The organism is Mycolicibacterium chlorophenolicum (assembly GCF_001044235.1).
Lineage (GTDB): Bacteria > Actinomycetota > Actinomycetes > Mycobacteriales > Mycobacteriaceae > Mycobacterium > Mycobacterium chlorophenolicum.
On the sequence record NZ_JYNL01000020.1, the window covers coordinates 106,015 to 120,931 of the forward strand.

At 69.3% G+C, this 14,917-nt stretch carries 14 protein-coding genes; 4 read left to right on the top strand and 10 right to left on the bottom strand.

The window, feature by feature from the left end:
- Window position 1: 1 nt before the first annotated feature.
- Window positions 2-385 (bottom strand): DUF6632 domain-containing protein, encoded by a 384-nt coding sequence (locus MCHLDSM_RS08525; RefSeq protein ID WP_048469689.1) that lies wholly within the window; start codon window positions 383-385, stop codon window positions 2-4.
- A gap of 200 nt (window positions 386-585) precedes the next feature.
- On the opposite strand from MCHLDSM_RS08525, the gene MCHLDSM_RS08530 reads away from it, so the two are divergent.
- A complete protein-coding gene (locus MCHLDSM_RS08530; protein ID WP_053082942.1) occupies window positions 586-2,154 on the top strand; it encodes a phytoene desaturase family protein in 1,569 nt (522 codons plus the stop codon).
- Here the strand turns inward: MCHLDSM_RS08530 and MCHLDSM_RS08535 are convergent.
- The 3 genes from MCHLDSM_RS08535 to MCHLDSM_RS08545 are packed head-to-tail and all read right to left on the bottom strand — an operon-like array spanning window position 2,151 to window position 4,994.
- On the bottom strand, window positions 2,151-2,771 hold the full coding sequence (locus MCHLDSM_RS08535; protein ID WP_048469690.1) for a LutC/YkgG family protein: 621 nt from the start codon (window positions 2,769-2,771) through the stop codon (window positions 2,151-2,153). The two genes, MCHLDSM_RS08530 and MCHLDSM_RS08535, sit on opposite strands and share 4 nt — an antisense overlap.
- On the bottom strand, window positions 2,764-4,251 hold the full coding sequence (locus tag MCHLDSM_RS08540; RefSeq protein WP_048469691.1) for a LutB/LldF family L-lactate oxidation iron-sulfur protein: 1,488 nt from the start codon (window positions 4,249-4,251) through the stop codon (window positions 2,764-2,766). Before MCHLDSM_RS08540 ends, MCHLDSM_RS08535 begins: the two co-directional genes overlap by 8 nt.
- Complete coding sequence (locus tag MCHLDSM_RS08545) at window positions 4,248-4,994, bottom strand: (Fe-S)-binding protein (RefSeq protein ID WP_048469692.1); 747 nt, start codon at window positions 4,992-4,994, stop codon at window positions 4,248-4,250. Before MCHLDSM_RS08545 ends, MCHLDSM_RS08540 begins: the two co-directional genes overlap by 4 nt.
- Window positions 4,995-5,049: 55 nt before the next feature.
- Between MCHLDSM_RS08545 and MCHLDSM_RS08550 the strand changes: the two genes are divergently transcribed.
- Together MCHLDSM_RS08550 and MCHLDSM_RS08555 are read left to right on the top strand one after the other, a co-directional pair.
- Window positions 5,050-5,424 carry an ATPase gene (locus tag MCHLDSM_RS08550; RefSeq protein WP_048469693.1) on the top strand — a complete coding sequence of 125 codons (375 nt, stop codon included), beginning with the start codon at window positions 5,050-5,052 and terminating at the stop codon, window positions 5,422-5,424.
- A complete protein-coding gene (locus MCHLDSM_RS08555; protein WP_048469694.1) occupies window positions 5,424-6,731 on the top strand; it encodes a DUF2252 domain-containing protein in 1,308 nt (435 codons plus the stop codon). The genes MCHLDSM_RS08550 and MCHLDSM_RS08555 overlap by 1 nt, the downstream gene beginning before the upstream one ends.
- Here the strand turns inward: MCHLDSM_RS08555 and ppc are convergent, their stop codons facing one another.
- A complete protein-coding gene (gene ppc / locus MCHLDSM_RS08560; protein WP_109788775.1) occupies window positions 6,732-9,527 on the bottom strand; it encodes a phosphoenolpyruvate carboxylase in 2,796 nt (931 codons plus the stop codon).
- A 59-nt stretch (window positions 9,528-9,586) separates the two neighbouring features.
- Between ppc and MCHLDSM_RS08565 the strand changes: the two genes are divergently transcribed.
- Window positions 9,587-10,837 (top strand): NAD(P)/FAD-dependent oxidoreductase, encoded by a 1,251-nt coding sequence (locus MCHLDSM_RS08565; protein WP_048469696.1) that lies wholly within the window; start codon window positions 9,587-9,589, stop codon window positions 10,835-10,837.
- Here the strand turns inward: MCHLDSM_RS08565 and secG are convergent.
- The 5 genes from secG to MCHLDSM_RS08590 form a co-directional block, all read right to left on the bottom strand.
- Complete coding sequence (gene secG, locus MCHLDSM_RS08570; protein ID WP_048417856.1) at window positions 10,834-11,067, bottom strand: preprotein translocase subunit SecG; 234 nt, start codon at window positions 11,065-11,067, stop codon at window positions 10,834-10,836. The two genes, MCHLDSM_RS08565 and secG, sit on opposite strands and share 4 nt — an antisense overlap.
- A gap of 19 nt (window positions 11,068-11,086) precedes the next feature.
- Window positions 11,087-11,872, bottom strand: a complete 786-nt coding sequence (gene tpiA, locus MCHLDSM_RS08575; RefSeq protein WP_048469697.1) for a triose-phosphate isomerase — start codon at window positions 11,870-11,872, stop codon at window positions 11,087-11,089.
- A 7-nt stretch (window positions 11,873-11,879) separates the two neighbouring features.
- Window positions 11,880-13,088, bottom strand: a complete 1,209-nt coding sequence (locus tag MCHLDSM_RS08580) for a phosphoglycerate kinase (RefSeq protein WP_048469698.1) — start codon at window positions 13,086-13,088, stop codon at window positions 11,880-11,882.
- A 6-nt stretch (window positions 13,089-13,094) separates the two neighbouring features.
- Window positions 13,095-14,117, bottom strand: a complete 1,023-nt coding sequence (gap, locus tag MCHLDSM_RS08585; RefSeq protein WP_048469699.1) for a type I glyceraldehyde-3-phosphate dehydrogenase — start codon at window positions 14,115-14,117, stop codon at window positions 13,095-13,097.
- Window positions 14,118-14,203: 86 nt separating this feature from the next.
- Entirely contained in the window at window positions 14,204-14,917 is a 714-nt protein-coding gene (locus MCHLDSM_RS08590) for an ABC transporter substrate-binding protein (protein ID WP_048469700.1), read from the bottom strand.

Below are 14,917 nucleotides of genomic sequence, written 5' to 3' on the forward strand. Positions count from 1 at the left end.
TCTATGTGCGCGTAACGGCGGGTGTGCGCATCAGGATCGCGAGCACGAGGGCGACGAGGAACAATGCTGCTACATCGCCCCAGAGGTGCCCCCGATAGTGGCCGCCGAACGACTGCGCCGCCATGATCGCCCCGTGCACAACGCTCGATACGACGGTGAACCAGATGAGACTGACGTTGGCTTCCGGACGCCGCGCCGCCCGACAGAGGAAGACCCCGAGAACGGCGTAGATGCCGACGATCATGATGAAGTAGTCGGACTGATACGGCGCGCCCTGGTGCCACGACCAACCCGACGGCCACACCACAGCCAGCGGATAGACCAAGAGCATCAGTACGCCGATGACAACGAGCGCGATCTTGAGAATTCGGTGACGGGATGGCATGACATCCTTCCGACGAGAGATGGCTTCACGGTAACGCCGCCACGCCACGCCACGCAGCGGCAGCGCGCATCTGTTCCGTCCCACCCCGGAACACCGGGAATCGGTCCAGGACCAAATACCCTTCCCCCGCCCCCGGTGACGGCAAGAGACTTTCCACAGGTGTGGGCAGAGAATGACCGCACGGCGACAGGGGATCCGGCATGGACGCAGAAGCGATCGTCATCGGGGCCGGGACCGGCGGACTGACTGCCGCCGCATATCTCGCTGCGCTGGGCCGTCGGGTCGTTGTCGTCGATCGGCAGCCGATGCCGGGCGGCAACACCGCCTCGTTCACCCATGACGGCTATGAGTTCGACATCGGGCTGCACTATCTCGGCGGATGGGCAGGTTCGCACCCGGGGTTACGCGCCGTACTGGAGCCGCTGGGAATCGATCTGCACTACCGCGAACTCGATCCCGACGGATTCGACGAGCTTCTCTTCGACGACATGGCTTTCCGGGTACCGCGGGGTGTCGAGGAATTCCGCGCCCGCCTCCACGAGCAGTTCCCCGAGGAACGCGAGCGCATCGATCGGCATCTGCGGAGAATCGCGACCATAACCCAGGAGCTGGAAGCCACCGCCCCAGTTCGGCTGGAGCCGCGGTCGCTGTTGTCGACCCTGTGGCGCACCAAAGTCACCACGGTGACCGCCGCGACGACCTTGGGCCGGTGGTTCGACCATCTGGGCTGTTCGCCGCGGCTGCGTACGGTGTTGAACTGGTGCCACGGGATCAACGGTGTCGCGCCGTCGAAGATCTCGCTCGGCATGCACGCGGTGGGCGTCATGCACTACCTGGCCGGCGCCTGGTACCCGGAAGGGGGCGGGAGATCGGTTGTCGACGCGCTGACAGCGGTCATTCTGGACCACGGTGGCGAACTCGTGCTCGACAGTGAAGTCGAGCGGATCCACGTCGATGACAAGGGTGTGTGCGGCGTACGGGTCACCGACAGGGGCGGCGCGTCACAGGAGTTGAGCACTCGGACCGTCATCTCGGCCGCTGACATCAAACACATGTATGGCCAACTGCTCGCCGACGTCGACGTGCAGGCACGCTTGCGGCACCGCGTGCACGGCTTCGAGATGGCGGCGCCGCTGTTCGTCGACTACCTGGTACTCGACCGGGATCTGCGCGCCGAGCAGGTGCCGGCCCACAACTGGTGTGTCTTCGCCGACGACGACATCGACGGACTCTACGCGGCCTGCGCGCGCGGGGAGTTCCGGGTCAGCGGTGTGTTCGTCACGGCGGCGAGTCTCAAGGATCCGCACAATCCGCGGCTGTGTCGACCTGGGCAGACGAATCTCCAAATGATGGCCATTGCTCCGGCACGCCCGGACTTCTGGGGCACCGGCGCCGCCTATGCCCGTCGCAAGGCAGAGTTCCGTGATGCGATGCTTGCCCTCACCGAGCGGGCGATCCCCGGTGTGCGGGATTCCATCGTCTATGAAGAGGCCGCCAGTCCGCTGACCTGGGAACGTTATCTGCGCAACAGCAGCGGCACCTCCTACGGCATCGCGAGCACGCCGGATCAGTGGTTGATGCGGCGACCCGGCGCCTGCACGAACATTCCCGGACTGTTCTTGGCCGGGGCGAGCACTCGTACCGGCCACGGCATCACGGGCGTCGCCCTGGGGGGAATGGAAGCTGCGGCGCTGGCGGCCGGCGCACCCCGCTGGCCGCTACCGCGCCCGCGGCGCACCATCGGCACCGCGGCACGAGTCGCCACCTAGCCGACGACGATCACGTGCAGCGTGCGCGGACCGTGCACGCCTTCCACCCGGTCCAATTCGATGTCGCTGGTCGCGCTGGGTCCGCTGATCCACGTCAACGGACGGGTGTGCACACCCGAATCGATCAGCCGCGCAACCGCTTTCGGCACGTCGTCGACGATCTGGTCGACCAGGACCACGCACACGTGGAGGTCGGGCACGAGGCTCAGCGCTCGCCGGCCTTGGCCCGCGCCGTGGTCCAGCACCAGCGTGCCGGTGTTGGCGATCGCCACGGTCGCGGTGGTGACCACGGCGTCGACGTCGTCGAGTTCCACCGCCGTCAGGCCGGTATCGGACACCCACGGCGCGGCATCCGGCCACGCCGCCTGCACCGCCGGGTCGCCGACCACGGCGCGCGTCCCGGCCAGGGCCGCCGCGATCGTCGCTCCGACGTCGGCGGCGTCGACGCGGTCGACCCGCGCGCGGTAGTCGGCCACCCGCTCGAGGAACCGCTCCACCGGGTCGAGATCGCCGGTACCGACGTCGTCGCCGTAGCGCCACGGCACCTCGACCGGCGCGGGCCGATCGGCCAGTGCTGCGCGGATCCGGCCGAGGATCGCCTCGCGTGCCTCACTCATGGCCGCCTCCCGTGCGCTGCCACCAGGCCCGGAACGACTCCGTCGGCGGCACCGGCGCATCGCGGGCTCCGGACCATGCGCTGGCCGGCCAGGGCAGCGACCGCAGCCGCTCCTTGCCGCCGAACAGCTTGCTGCGCAGGGCTTTACCGCCGACGGCGGCGGTCTTCTCGAGCGCCTCGAGGCGTCGATGGTCAGCCATCAGCCAGCTCGCCGCCGTCATCGCCGCCTGCTCGCCCGTCGGCACCCCGCCGCGGTGCTCGTCGACCACCCGGGTGCGCAGGTGCACGAGCATCGACGGGATGTCGATGCGCACCGGACACACGTCGAAGCAGGCGCCGCACAGGCTCGACGCGTACGGCAGCGACTTGTCGATGTCGCTGGCGGTGCCCCGCAACTGCGGCGTGAGCACGGCGCCGATCGGGCCGGGATACACCGAGCCGTAGGAGTGCCCGCCGGTGCGTTCGTAGACCGGGCACACGTTCAGGCACGCCGAGCAGCGGATGCAGCGCAGTGCATCGCGGCCGTCGACGTCGGCGAGCACGCCGGTGCGGCCGTTGTCGAGAAGCACGATGTGCACGTTGCGCGGGCCGTCTCCGTCGGCGGGTCCCGTCCAGACCGACGTGTACGGGTTCTCCCGCTCCCCTGTGCTGCTGCGCGGCAGCACCTGGAGCAGCACCTCGAGGTCGCGCCACGACGGCAGCACCTTCTCGATGCCGACCACCGAGATCAGGGTCTCGGGCAGGGTCAGGCACATCCGGCCGTTGCCCTCGGACTCGACCACCACCAGGCTTCCGGTGTCGGCGATCGCGAAGTTGGCTCCCGAGACGGCGACCCGGGCGCGCAGGAACTTCTCCCGCAGGTGCAGCCGCGCGGCTTCGGCGAGGCGGCGCGGCTCGTCGGTGAGATCGTCGGGTGCGGGCCGGCCCACCCGGCCCATCTCGCGCAGGAAGATCTCCCGCACCTCGGCGCGGTTGCGGTGGATCGCCGGGACGAGGATGTGGCTGGGCCAGTCGCCGCCGAGCTGCACGATGAGCTCGGCCAGATCGGTCTCCCAGGCGTCGATCCCGGCCTCGGCGAGGGCCTCGTTGAGCTCGATCTCCTGGGTGGCCATCGATTTGACCTTGACGACCTCGGTGGCGTCCTGGGCGCGCACCAGATCGACGACGATCCGGTTCGCTTCGGCCGCGTCGCGCGCCCAGTGCACGGTCGCCCCCGCCGCGGTGGCGTTCGCTTCGAACGCCACCAGGTGCTCGTCGAGCCGGTGCAGCGCCGCGTCTTTGATGGCCGCCGCCGCCAGTCTCAGCTGCTCCCAGTCGGGCAGCTCCTCGACGACGCGGGCGCGTTTGGCGCGGATGGTGCCGGTGGCGTGGGAGAGGTTGCGGCGCAGCACCGAATCGCCCAGCGCCGCTTTGGCGGCGGTCGGGAAGGACGGCAGCCCCAGGAACGCTCCGGTGACGCCGACGTGCGGATGCCCGGTCATGCGGGCGCGTCCTCGCTGCTGGCCAGAACCTCGGCGAGGTGCATGACCCGCATGCCGGCGCGCTGCCGTGAGAGCAGTCCGCCGATGTGGGCCAGGCAGGAATTGTCCCCGGCGACAAGGACTTCGGCACCGGTGTCGCGAACCGCCCGGGCCTTGTCGAAACCCATCGCCACGGAGGTGTCCGCGTTCTTGATCGCGAACGTGCCGCCGAAACCGCAGCACTGGTCGGCCTGCGGCAGCTCGACGAGGTCGATGCCGCGCACCGCCTCCAGCAGTCGCCGCGGCCGGTCGCCGACCCGGAGCATCCTCAGCGAGTGGCACGTCGGGTGGTAGGTGACCCGGTGCGGGAAGTACGCGCCGACGTCGGTGACCCCCAGGACGTCGACCAGGAATTCGGAGAGTTCGTACACCCGGGGCGCGATCGCGTCCACGCGTGCCGCCAGGTCGGCGTCGCCCGACCGTGCGGCGACGTCGCGGTGCTGGTGGCGCACCGACCCCACGCAGGAGCCCGACGGCGCGACGACGGCGTCGTACCCGGCGAAGGCCGCGGTGAACGCCCGGACGGCGGGCACGGCCTCGTCCGCGTAGCCGGTGTTGGTGAACATCTGCCCGCAGCACGTCTGCCCGCGCGGGAATTCGACCTCACAGCCCAGGCGGCGCAGCAGCCGCACAACTGCTTTCGGCGTCTCGGGCCACATCAGGTCGTTGTAGCAGGTGGCGAACAACGCCACCCGGACGTTCATGCGAGCATCTCCAACACCGTATCCGACGCCCGAGGGGCACGTCATACTTGCCGACATGGCAGACCGAAGCGGGAGACCCGTACGGACCGGACCCGAGCGGATCCGCAAGCTCGCACAGGCGGCGCTCAACGCCGACGTCACCGTCGAGCAGGTCGACACGATCCTGGAGGGTCTGAGCGAGACCCTCGAGGACCTCAACAACTCGACCGGCAACCTGGACGCCACCCTGGCCCGGTTCAACGACACCATCAGCCGCATCGACGAACTGGCCCCGCGCCTCATCGCGGTGGTCGAGCGGCTGGAGGGCATCGTCACGCGCGTCGAGCGGATCGTCGATCTCGGCGAGTCGGTGATCTCCCCGCTGACCGCCACCGATCACGCGATCCGCGGTGTGCTCGACCGGCTGCGGCGCGGCGCCGGGCTGAGCTGATGCCCGACGAGAGGGAATCGCAGATCGTCGACACCCTGGTCGGCGCCTTCGACGATCTGATGCGCGCGGACCCCGACGCGTTCCGCGCGAAGTTCCGCAAGATGGCGGCGGATCCCTTCGCGTTCTTCCGCGGCAGCGCGTGCGTGTTCTACGCCGACGTCTCGGCGCGCGAGGATCGGTGGGCCGACGAGCGCACCGGCCGGGTGTGGATCCAGGGCGACCTGCACGCGGAGAACTTCGGCACCTACATGGACGGCGCCGGGGTGCTGATCTTCGACGTCAACGACTTCGACGAGGCGTTCGTCGGACACTTCACGTGGGATCTGCAGCGCTTCGCCGCCAGCATCGCGCTGATGTGCTGGCAGAAAGCGCTGTCCGACGAGCAGATCTCCTCGCTCATCGCGGCGTTCGTCCGGGCATACGTCGCGCAGGTGCGGTGGTTCACCGACACCGATGACGACGCCTCCTTCTCGTTGAATCTGGACACCGCGCGGGGTGCGGTGCTTTCGGCGCTGCAGTCCGCCCGGCTCTCCACCCGCGCCGAGATGCTCGACCGGATCACCGTCGTCGACGAGTGCGACCGCCGTCTGCGGGAGCGCGCAGGGGCGCGGCGGCTCGAGGGCGACGAACGCGACACGGTCCTCGAGGCGTTCCACCGCTACCTGGACACGATTCCGGAGACGCAGCGTTTCCGCGGCATCGCCTACGACGTCAAGGACGTCACCGCCAACACCGGGTTCGGCATCGGCAGCGCCGGTCTGCCCGCCTACACGCTTCTCATCGAGGGCTTCAATCAGGCACTGGACAACGACGTGGTGCTGTCGATGAAGCAGGGCAACGTCGCCGCACCGAGCCGGGTGGTCGACGACCCGGAGGTGCACGGCTACTTCCTGCATCACGGACACCGCACCGCGGTGTCGCAGCGTGCCCTTCAGGCGCACGCCGACCCGCTGCTGGGCTACACCGACATCGACGGCGTCGGGTTCGTGGTCAGCGAGATCTCGCCGTACGAAGCCGATCTGGACTGGTCGGAGCTGACTGAACCCGACGAACTGGCCGAGGTCGTCGGTCAACTCGGCCAGGCGGTGGCCAAGGTGCACTGCGTCAGCGACTCCGACAGCGAGCAGTCGCTGGTCGGCTTCCAGACCGAGGAGGCGATCGTCGCCGCGATCGGCGACGACGAGGACGACTTCGTCGCCGACATCGTCGCGTTCGGGCTGGAGTACGCCGCCGTCGCCCGCGAGGACCACCGCCATTTCGTGGAGGCGTTCCGCGAGGGTCGCATCCCGGGCGTCACCGCCACCTGACTAGCCGCTGTTGCGCAGCGCGGTCGCCAGCCCGCTCATCGTCAGCAGGATGCCACGCTGCACCAGTTCGTCCTCGTCGCCGGACCGGTAGCGGCGCAACAGCTCCACCTGCAGGTGGTTCAGCGGCTCGAGGTACGGGAACCGGTTGAACACCGAGCGCGCCAGCGCCGGGTTGTCGGCGAGCAGGTCGTCATGTCCGGTGATCAGCTTGTGCATCCGGATGGTGCGTTCGTGTTCGTCGGCGATCTTGTCGAAGACCCGGTGGCGCAGCTCCTCGTCGGGCACCAGTTCGGCGTAACGCGCGGCCAGCCCGAGGTCGGACTTCGCGAGCACCTGGGCCATGTTCGACAGCACCGTCGCGAAGAACGGCCAGCGCCGGTAGAGGTCCTGCAGGATCTCCAGACGTCCGTCGTCCTCGGCGATGTAGTCCTCGAAGGCGGTTCCGGTGCCGTACCAGCCGGGCAGCATCACCCGCGACTGGCTCCAGGCCAGCACCCACGGGATGGCCCGCAGGTCGGAGATCGAGGTGGTGGGCTTGCGCGACGTCGGCCTGCTGCCGATGTTGAGCGCACCGATCTCGCTGACCGGTGTCGACGCCTTGAAGTAGTCGACGAAACCCGGTGTGTCGTGCACCAGGTCGGCGTACGCGCGCTGGGCGCGCGCGGCGAGGTCGTCGAGCACCGCGTACGCCGGCTCGGCGGCCTCGCCGAGCCCCTCGACGTCGAGCAGGGTCGCTTCCAGCGTCGCGGCCAGCAGCGTCTCCAGGTTCCGGTGTGCGATGCGGGGTTCGGCGTACTTGGCCGCGATCACCTCCCCCTGTTCGGTGATCCGCAGCGATCCGTTCACCGCGCCCGGCGGCTGAGCCAGGATCGCGTCGTAGCTCGGCCCGCCGCCGCGACCGACCGTCCCACCGCGACCGTGGAAGAGCCGCAACCGGATTCCCGTCTTGCGGGCCGAGTCGACGAGATCCAGCTCGGCGCGGTACAGCGCCCAGTTGGCCGCGAGATAGCCGCCGTCCTTGTTGGAGTCCGAGTAGCCGAGCATCACCTCCTGGCTGTCACCGCGCGCCGCGACGACCGCCCGATAGAGCGGAAGATCCAGTGCCGCTTCGAGAATCGAAGATCCGCGTTGCAGGTCGTCGATGGTCTCGAACAGCGGCACGATGCCGACCGGCGCGTAGGGCTGCTCGCCGGAGGCGTCCAGCAGGCCTGCCTCCTTGAGCAGGATCGCGGCCTCGAGCATGTCGGAGACGGACTGGCACATCGAGATGATGTAGTTGGGAACCGCCTGCGGCCCGAACACGTCCACGGCGCGAGCCGCGGAAACGACGATGTCGAGTTCCTTGCGCGCCAGCTCCGAGAGTTCGGCACCGGGCCCGGTCAGCGGTCGGCGGGTGGCCAGCTCATCGGCGAGCAGCTCGACGCGCTCCGGTTCGCTCAGCGACGCATAGTCGGGGTGCACCCCGGCCCACGCCAACAGCTCGGCGATCACCTCCTCGTGCACATCGGAGTTCTGCCGCATGTCCAGACCGGACAGATGAAAACCGAAGACCCGCACCGCTTCCCGCAACCGGGCCAACCGGTCGTCGGCGAGCACCGAGCTGCCGTGAGCGCGCAGCGACGCATCGACGACGTCCAGGTCGGCCGACAGTTCGGCGGGCGCGGCGTAGGGCGCCATGCCGAGGTCGAGTTCGTGTTCGGGCTGCCGGTCCAGGATCTGCTGCGCGGTGGCCGTCAACCGTGCGTGCACGACGCGCAGCGCCCGCCGGTACGGTTCGTCGGCGCGGGCGGGTTCGTGGCAGGAGTCGGCCAGCGCGGCCAGCTCGTCGCTGATGTGCACCAGCCGCACCGACATCGACAGCTCCTCCTCCAGCGCGGTGAGCTCGGTGAAGTAGTGCGCGAACGCGGTGTAGGCGGCACTGCCGGTGGCCAGCCGCACTACCTCCGCGGTGACGTTCGGATTGCCGTCGCGGTCGCCGCCGATCCACGATCCCGGCCGCAGGATCGGCTCGGTCAGGAGATCCGCGCCGGGCCAGCGGGCCTGCAGCGCGGCGCGCACCTCGGCATTCACCCGCGGGATGACCTCGAGGAACGCCGCCGGGTAGTACCGCAACCCGGTCTCGATCTCGTCTTGGATCTTCAAGCGCGACAACCGGATCAGCGCGGTCTGCCACAGCGTGAGGATGTGGCGGCGCAGTTCGCGTTCGACGTCGCGGCCGTCCTCGGTGCGGTGGTGGCCGTGCAGCCGCAGCCGCATGAGCTCGGTGATGCGGTGCTGGGTGTCGAACACCGTGCGTCGCCGCGTCTCGGTGGGATGGGCGGTGATGACGGGCGCGACGAGGGCGCCGACGAGCGCATCGGCGACGCGGTCGGCGTCGAGGTCCGCGTCCTCGAGTTTGAGGTAGGTCGCGGCCAGGCTGCTGTTCTGCGGCGGCTCACCCGCGGCCTCGTGCACCGCCCGGCGCCGCTCGCGGTGGATGTCCTCGGCGACATTGGCGAGCAGCGCGAAGTGGGTGAAGGCCCGGATCACCGGGATCGCCTGGTGGACATCGACGCCGTCGAACAGCCTCGCCAGCTCGGTGCGGTCGATCTCCGACCGCCGCACCCGGAACGATTCGACGCGGGCCCGCTCGACCAGGTCGAACGTCGCATCCCCGTTCTGCTCGCGCACGGTGTCGCCGAGGATGGCGCCGAGCAGGCGGATGTCCTCGCGCATCGGTTCGGTCGCTTCGCGGCCCACCTGGGTGCGCTGCACGGCTCCGATCGGTTCGAGCGCGCTGTCGGCTGTCTGCGGCATGGTGCCCAGTATCGGTGCAGCCAGATTCCGCCGCATGGCGAGCGCGGTAGCGTGGCCGGATGGATGTGGACGCCGAGGTCGTCGTCGTCGGTGCCGGGCTGGCGGGCTTGCGCTGCGCGGCGGTATTGGCGGCCGCGGGCCGCGAGGTGCGGGTGTGGGAGGCCGCCGACGAGGTGGGCGGCCGGATCCGGACCGATGTCGTCGACGGCTTCCGGTGCGACCGCGGATTCCAGGTGCTCAACCCCGCCTATCCGGAACTCGATTCCTGCATCGACGTTGCCGCGCTGCGGCTGCAGCCGTTCGGGCCGGGGGTCGGGGTGCGCCGCGAGCGCGGGTCGGTGGTGCTGGCGCATCCGCTGCGCGCGCCGTCGCGCCTGCCCGGCATGCTGGCCCGGCGCGGGGTGCGGCCCGGTGACGCGGTGGCGCTGGCGCGGTGGGCCTACCCGGCGCTGCGCCCCGGCCACTTGAAGCACTCGCCCGGCGAGGACACCACGCTGGTGGCTGCGCTCGACCGGTGCGGGCTGTCCGGCGAGCTGCGCCGCGTGATCGACCGGTTCCTGTCCGGTGTGGTGCTCGACGACACCGGGGCGACGTCCAACGCGTTCGCGCTGCTGCTGGTGCGGATGTTCGCCCTCGGGGTGCCCGCATTGCCCGAGGACGGGATGGCCGCCCTGCCCCGGCAGCTGGCGGCGTCCCTGGGTGACCGGGTGACGCTGAACCGTCGGGTGGCCGACGTCACCGCATCAGACGGCGGATGGCGGGTCAGCGCCGACGACGGGGCCACGGTGCAGGCCCGCGAGGTGGTCATCGCCACCGACGCGACCGCCGCGGCGCAGTGGATCGGCGGCGCGGCCGTACCGACCCGGGGCGTCGTCACGGACTGGTGGGCCACCGATCACGCGTGGACAGGACCGCCGATGCTGTTCGTGGACGGCCGCTCCGGCGCGCGGGGACCCGTCGTCAATGCTGCGGTGATCAGCGCCGCCGCACCGACGTACGCGCCGCCGGGACGCCATCTGGTCGCCGCGTCGGCGCTGCTGGGCCGCGGTGATCCGGAGCCGGCGGAACTCCAGCTGCGGGCGCACGCCGCGGAGATCCTCGACGTCGACGCCTCGGACTGGCAGCCGGTGATCCGGCATGTGATTCCCGACGCGCTGCCCGTGCAGCCGCCCCCGCTGACGGTGCGCCGACCGGTTCGGGATGCGTCGGGACTGTGGGTGTGCGGCGACCACCGCGACACCGCGTCGATCCAGGGGGCGCTGGTCAGCGGCCGCCGCGCCGCGGCCGCGGTGCTGAAAGCGTTGAGCTAGCTGTACTTGATCTGCAGCGCCATCCCGATGATGGCGACCACCCAGATGCCCGTGACGAACAGCGTCAACCGGTCCAGGTTCTTCTCGACCACGGTGGAGCCGGACAGGCTGGACTGGACGCCGCCGCCGAACAGGCTGGACAGACCGCCACCCTTGGCGCGGTGCAGCAGAACCAAGAGCACGACCAGCACGCTGGTCACGACCAGGATGATCTGCAGGGCCAATTCCATGGCCGTCACGATATCAGGGTCAGGGCAGCGGGCCGCCCGCGGCGATCGCCGACAGGGTGGCGAACTGCTCCGCGTCCAGTGAGGCGCCGCCCACCAGCGCGCCGTCCACGTCGGGCTGGCCGACGATCTCGCCGACGTTCTTGGCGTTGACCGAACCGCCGTAGAGCACCCGCACGCCTGCGGCCAGTTCGGGCGAGGACAGGTTGCCCAACTCGTCACGGATGGCCTTGCACACCTCTTGCGCGTCGGCGGCGCTGGCCACCCGGCCCGTGCCGATCGCCCAGACCGGTTCGTAGGCGATGACCGCCCGGCCGATCTGCTCGGCCGACAACCCGGACAGCGACCCGCGCAGCGAGTTCACGTTGAACTCGACGTGATCGCCCGCCTCGCGCACCTCGAGCTGCTCGCCGATGCAGATGATCGGGATCAGACCGTGCTTGAACGCCGCCTGCGCCTTCGCCGCGACGAGCGCGTCGTCCTCGTGGTGGTAGGTCCGCCGCTCGGAGTGCCCGACGACGACGAACGTGGCGCCCAGCTTGGCCAGGAAGGCGCCGCTGATCTCGCCGGTGTAGGCGCCGGAGTCGTGCTGGGACAGGTCCTGCGCGCCGTAGGTGAGCCGCAACTTGTCGCCGTCGACGAGGGTCTGCACACTGCGCAGATCGGTGAACGGCGGGATCACCGTCACGTCGACCTTGTCGAAGTACTTGTCCGGCAACGAGAATGCGATCTTCTGCACCAGCGCGATCGCCTCGAAGTGGTTCAGGTTCATCTTCCAGTTGCCGGCGATCAGCGGCTTACGGGACACAGTTCTCCTAGCTCAGTACTTCGATACCGGGCAATTCCTTGCCCTCAAGGTATTCCAGCGACGCGCCGCCACCGGTGGAAATGTGCGAGAAACCGTCCTCGGGCAGGCCGAGTTGGCGCACCGCGGCCGCCGAGTCACCGCCGCCGACGACGCTGAACGCGCCCTTGCCGGTTGCGGAGATGATGGCCTCGGCCACTCCCTTGGTGCCCGCGGAGAACGCCGGGAACTCGAACACGCCCATCGGGCCGTTCCAGAAGATCGTCTTCGCGTTGGACAGCAGCGCGGTGAACCGCTTGACCGACTCGGGACCGATGTCCAGGCCCATCGTGCCGTCGGGGATCTTGTCCGCCGCGACCGTCTCGGCCGGCGAATCGGCGGCGAACTTCTCAGCCGCCACGATGTCCACCGGCAGGTGCAGCACGTCACCGTAGTCGTCGAGCAGCTTCCGGCAGGTCTCGATCATGCTCTCTTCGAGAAGCGAGTTCCCCACCGAAACACCCTGTGCGGCAAGGAAAGTGAAGCACATACCGCCACCGATGATCAGGCTGTCGGCCTTGGTGGCCAAGTTCTCGATCACAGCGAGCTTGTCCGAGACCTTCGAACCGCCGAGCACCACGGCGTACGGCCGTTCGGTCGATTCGGTGAGCTGGGCCAGAACTTTGACCTCGGTGTCGACGAGCTTTCCCGCGTAGTGCGGCAGCAGCGTCGCGACGTCGTAGACCGACGCCTGCTTGCGGTGCACCACCCCGAAGCCGTCGGACACGAACGCGCCGTCCTCGCCCACCAGTTCCACGAGCGCCTTCGCGAGCGCCAGGCGCTCGGCGTCGTCCTTACTGGTCTCGCGAGGATCGAAGCGGATGTTCTCCAGCAGAAGTATGTCGCCGTCGGTCAGTCCCTCGGCGCGGGCCAGCGCGTCGGTTCCCACCACGTCACCGGCCAACTGCACGTGCCTGCCCAGCTTCTCGGCCAGTGCCGAGGCCACCGGCCCGAGCGAGAACTTCGGTTCGGGCTCGCCCTTGGGCCGGCCCAGGTGGGCGGTGACCACGACCTTGGCGCCGGCGTCGCTCAGCGCCTTCAGCGTGGGCACCGAGGCGATGATGCGGCCCGGATCGGTGATCCTGCCGTCATCGAGCGGCACGTTCAGATCCGAGCGCACCAGCACGCCCCGCCCCGAAACCCCTTCGGCGAGAAGGTCGTCGAGTGACTTGATACCCATCGCCGGTTACAGCGACTTGCCGACCAGGCCGACGAGGTCGACGAGGCGGTTCGAGTAACCCCACTCGTTGTCGTACCAGGAAACGACCTTGGCCTGGTTGTCGATGACCTTGGTCAGGCCCGAGTCGAAGATCGAGCTGTGCGGATCGGTGACGATGTCGCTGGACACGATCGGGGCGTCGTAGTACTTGAGGATGCCCTTGAGCGGCCCCTCGGCGGCGGCCTTCATCGCGGCGTTGATCTCGTCGGCCGACGCCGACTTCGCCAGCTCGGCGGTCAGGTCGGTGCACGAGCCCGTGGGGATCGGCACCCGCAGCGCGTAGCCGTCGAGCTTGCCCTTCAGCTCGGGCAGCACCAGGCCGATGGCCTTGGCGGCGCCGGTCGAGGTGGGCACGATGTTCAGCGCGGCGGCGCGGGCGCGACGCAGATCCTTGTGCGGGCCGTCCTGCAGGTTCTGGTCCTGGGTGTAGGCGTGCACGGTGGTCATCAGGCCCTTGACGATGCCGAACTCGTCGTTGAGCACCTTGGCCAGCGGCCCGAGGCAGTTCGTGGTGCACGACGCGTTGGAGATGATGTTCTGGCTGCCGTCGTACTTGTCGTCGTTGACGCCGAGCACGATGGTGATGTCCTCATCGCTGGCCGGCGCGGAGATGATGACCTTCTTGGCGCCCGCGTCGAGGTGGCCCTGGGCCTTGTCGCGCTTGGTGAAGATGCCGGTCGACTCGACGACGACGTCCACGCCGAGGTCACCCCAGGGAAGCGCCGAGGGGCCCTCCTTGACCTCGAGCGCCTTGATCTTGGTGTCGCCGACGACGATCGTGTCCTCGCCTTCGAGGCTGACCTCGTAGGGCAGCCGGCCGAGGATGGAGTCGAACTTCAGCAGGTGGGCCAGCGACGCGTTGTCGGTGAGGTCGTTGACGGCGATGATCTCGATGTCGGTGTTCTTGCCTTCGGCCTTCCGCGCGTCCAGAGCGCGGAAGAAGTTGCGCCCGATACGGCCGAAACCGTTCACGCCTACCCGGATCGTCACGTCAGTCTCCTACTCGGTCGTTGAACTGCTCGGCCGCCAGCCTAGTGCGTGTGGCTTCCCCTGCGCGCAGTTGCCCCGTCCCTGTTTCAGAGCGATGCGACACTCTGGTCGACGTAGGGATTGCCGAGCCATCGGCGGCGCAGTTTCTGCAGGGTGCCGTCCTCCTCGAGCTCGGCCTGCGCGACCTGGAGCCGGGCCAGCAGCGCCGTGTCGGCGGGGGCCACCGCGATCGCGATGTCCTCGACCGAGAGCCCACGCTGGACCACCTCGACGCCGGGAACGGCCCGCACCAGCTGGGCCAGCACCGGGGCCAGCTTCATCACCGCGTCGCAGCCGCCCGCCGCCAGGTCAGCGATCGCGGTGCTGATCGCGCCGTAGTCGTAGCGCCGGACCCGGGCTGCCTTCCCGTCGGCGACCAACTGCTCGGCGATGGCCTCGCTGGTGTTGCCGCGCTGCACGCCGATGGTCAGGCCGGTGAGGTCGTCGACCGAATGCACGTGGGGCAGCCGGTCGGTGTCGACCGCCAGGCCCTGCCCGGAGATGACGTAGGGCGGCAAGAACGCCGCCTTGGCCGCACGCTGCGGGGTGACCGTCGTTCCGGCGATGACGCAGTCGTACTCGCCTGCGCCGAGCCGGTCGAAGATGCCGTCGAAGTCGGCCCCGTCGTATCCGACGAACGTCACCTCGTCGCCGAGCCTGGCGGCCAGCGCCCGCATCACCTCGATGTCCAGCCCGGTGTCGCCGGGCATGGCGTTGAACGGCGGATCCGGGGCGGCGACGCCGACGGTCAATGCGGCCAT

Excerpts from the sequence above, each read along its gene's own strand:
- MCHLDSM_RS08525 (WP_048469689.1), bottom strand. The coding sequence starts at position 385 with ATGCCATCCCGTCACCGAATTCTCAAGATCGCGCTCGTTGTCATCGGC.
- MCHLDSM_RS08530 (WP_053082942.1), top strand. The coding sequence starts at position 586 with ATGGACGCAGAAGCGATCGTCATCGGGGCCGGGACCGGCGGACTGACT.
- MCHLDSM_RS08535 (WP_048469690.1), bottom strand. The coding sequence starts at position 2,771 with ATGAGTGAGGCACGCGAGGCGATCCTCGGCCGGATCCGCGCAGCACTG.
- MCHLDSM_RS08540 (WP_048469691.1), bottom strand. The coding sequence starts at position 4,251 with ATGACCGGGCATCCGCACGTCGGCGTCACCGGAGCGTTCCTGGGGCTG.
- MCHLDSM_RS08545 (WP_048469692.1), bottom strand. The coding sequence starts at position 4,994 with ATGAACGTCCGGGTGGCGTTGTTCGCCACCTGCTACAACGACCTGATG.
- MCHLDSM_RS08550 (WP_048469693.1), top strand. The coding sequence starts at position 5,050 with ATGGCAGACCGAAGCGGGAGACCCGTACGGACCGGACCCGAGCGGATC.
- MCHLDSM_RS08555 (WP_048469694.1), top strand. The coding sequence starts at position 5,424 with ATGCCCGACGAGAGGGAATCGCAGATCGTCGACACCCTGGTCGGCGCC.
- ppc (WP_109788775.1), bottom strand. The coding sequence starts at position 9,527 with ATGCCGCAGACAGCCGACAGCGCGCTCGAACCGATCGGAGCCGTGCAG.
- MCHLDSM_RS08565 (WP_048469696.1), top strand. The coding sequence starts at position 9,587 with ATGGATGTGGACGCCGAGGTCGTCGTCGTCGGTGCCGGGCTGGCGGGC.
- secG (WP_048417856.1), bottom strand. The coding sequence starts at position 11,067 with ATGGAATTGGCCCTGCAGATCATCCTGGTCGTGACCAGCGTGCTGGTC.
- MCHLDSM_RS08580 (WP_048469698.1), bottom strand. The coding sequence starts at position 13,088 with ATGGGTATCAAGTCACTCGACGACCTTCTCGCCGAAGGGGTTTCGGGG.
- MCHLDSM_RS08590 (WP_048469700.1), bottom strand. The coding sequence starts at position 14,917 with ATGGCCGCATTGACCGTCGGCGTCGCCGCCCCGGATCCGCCGTTCAAC.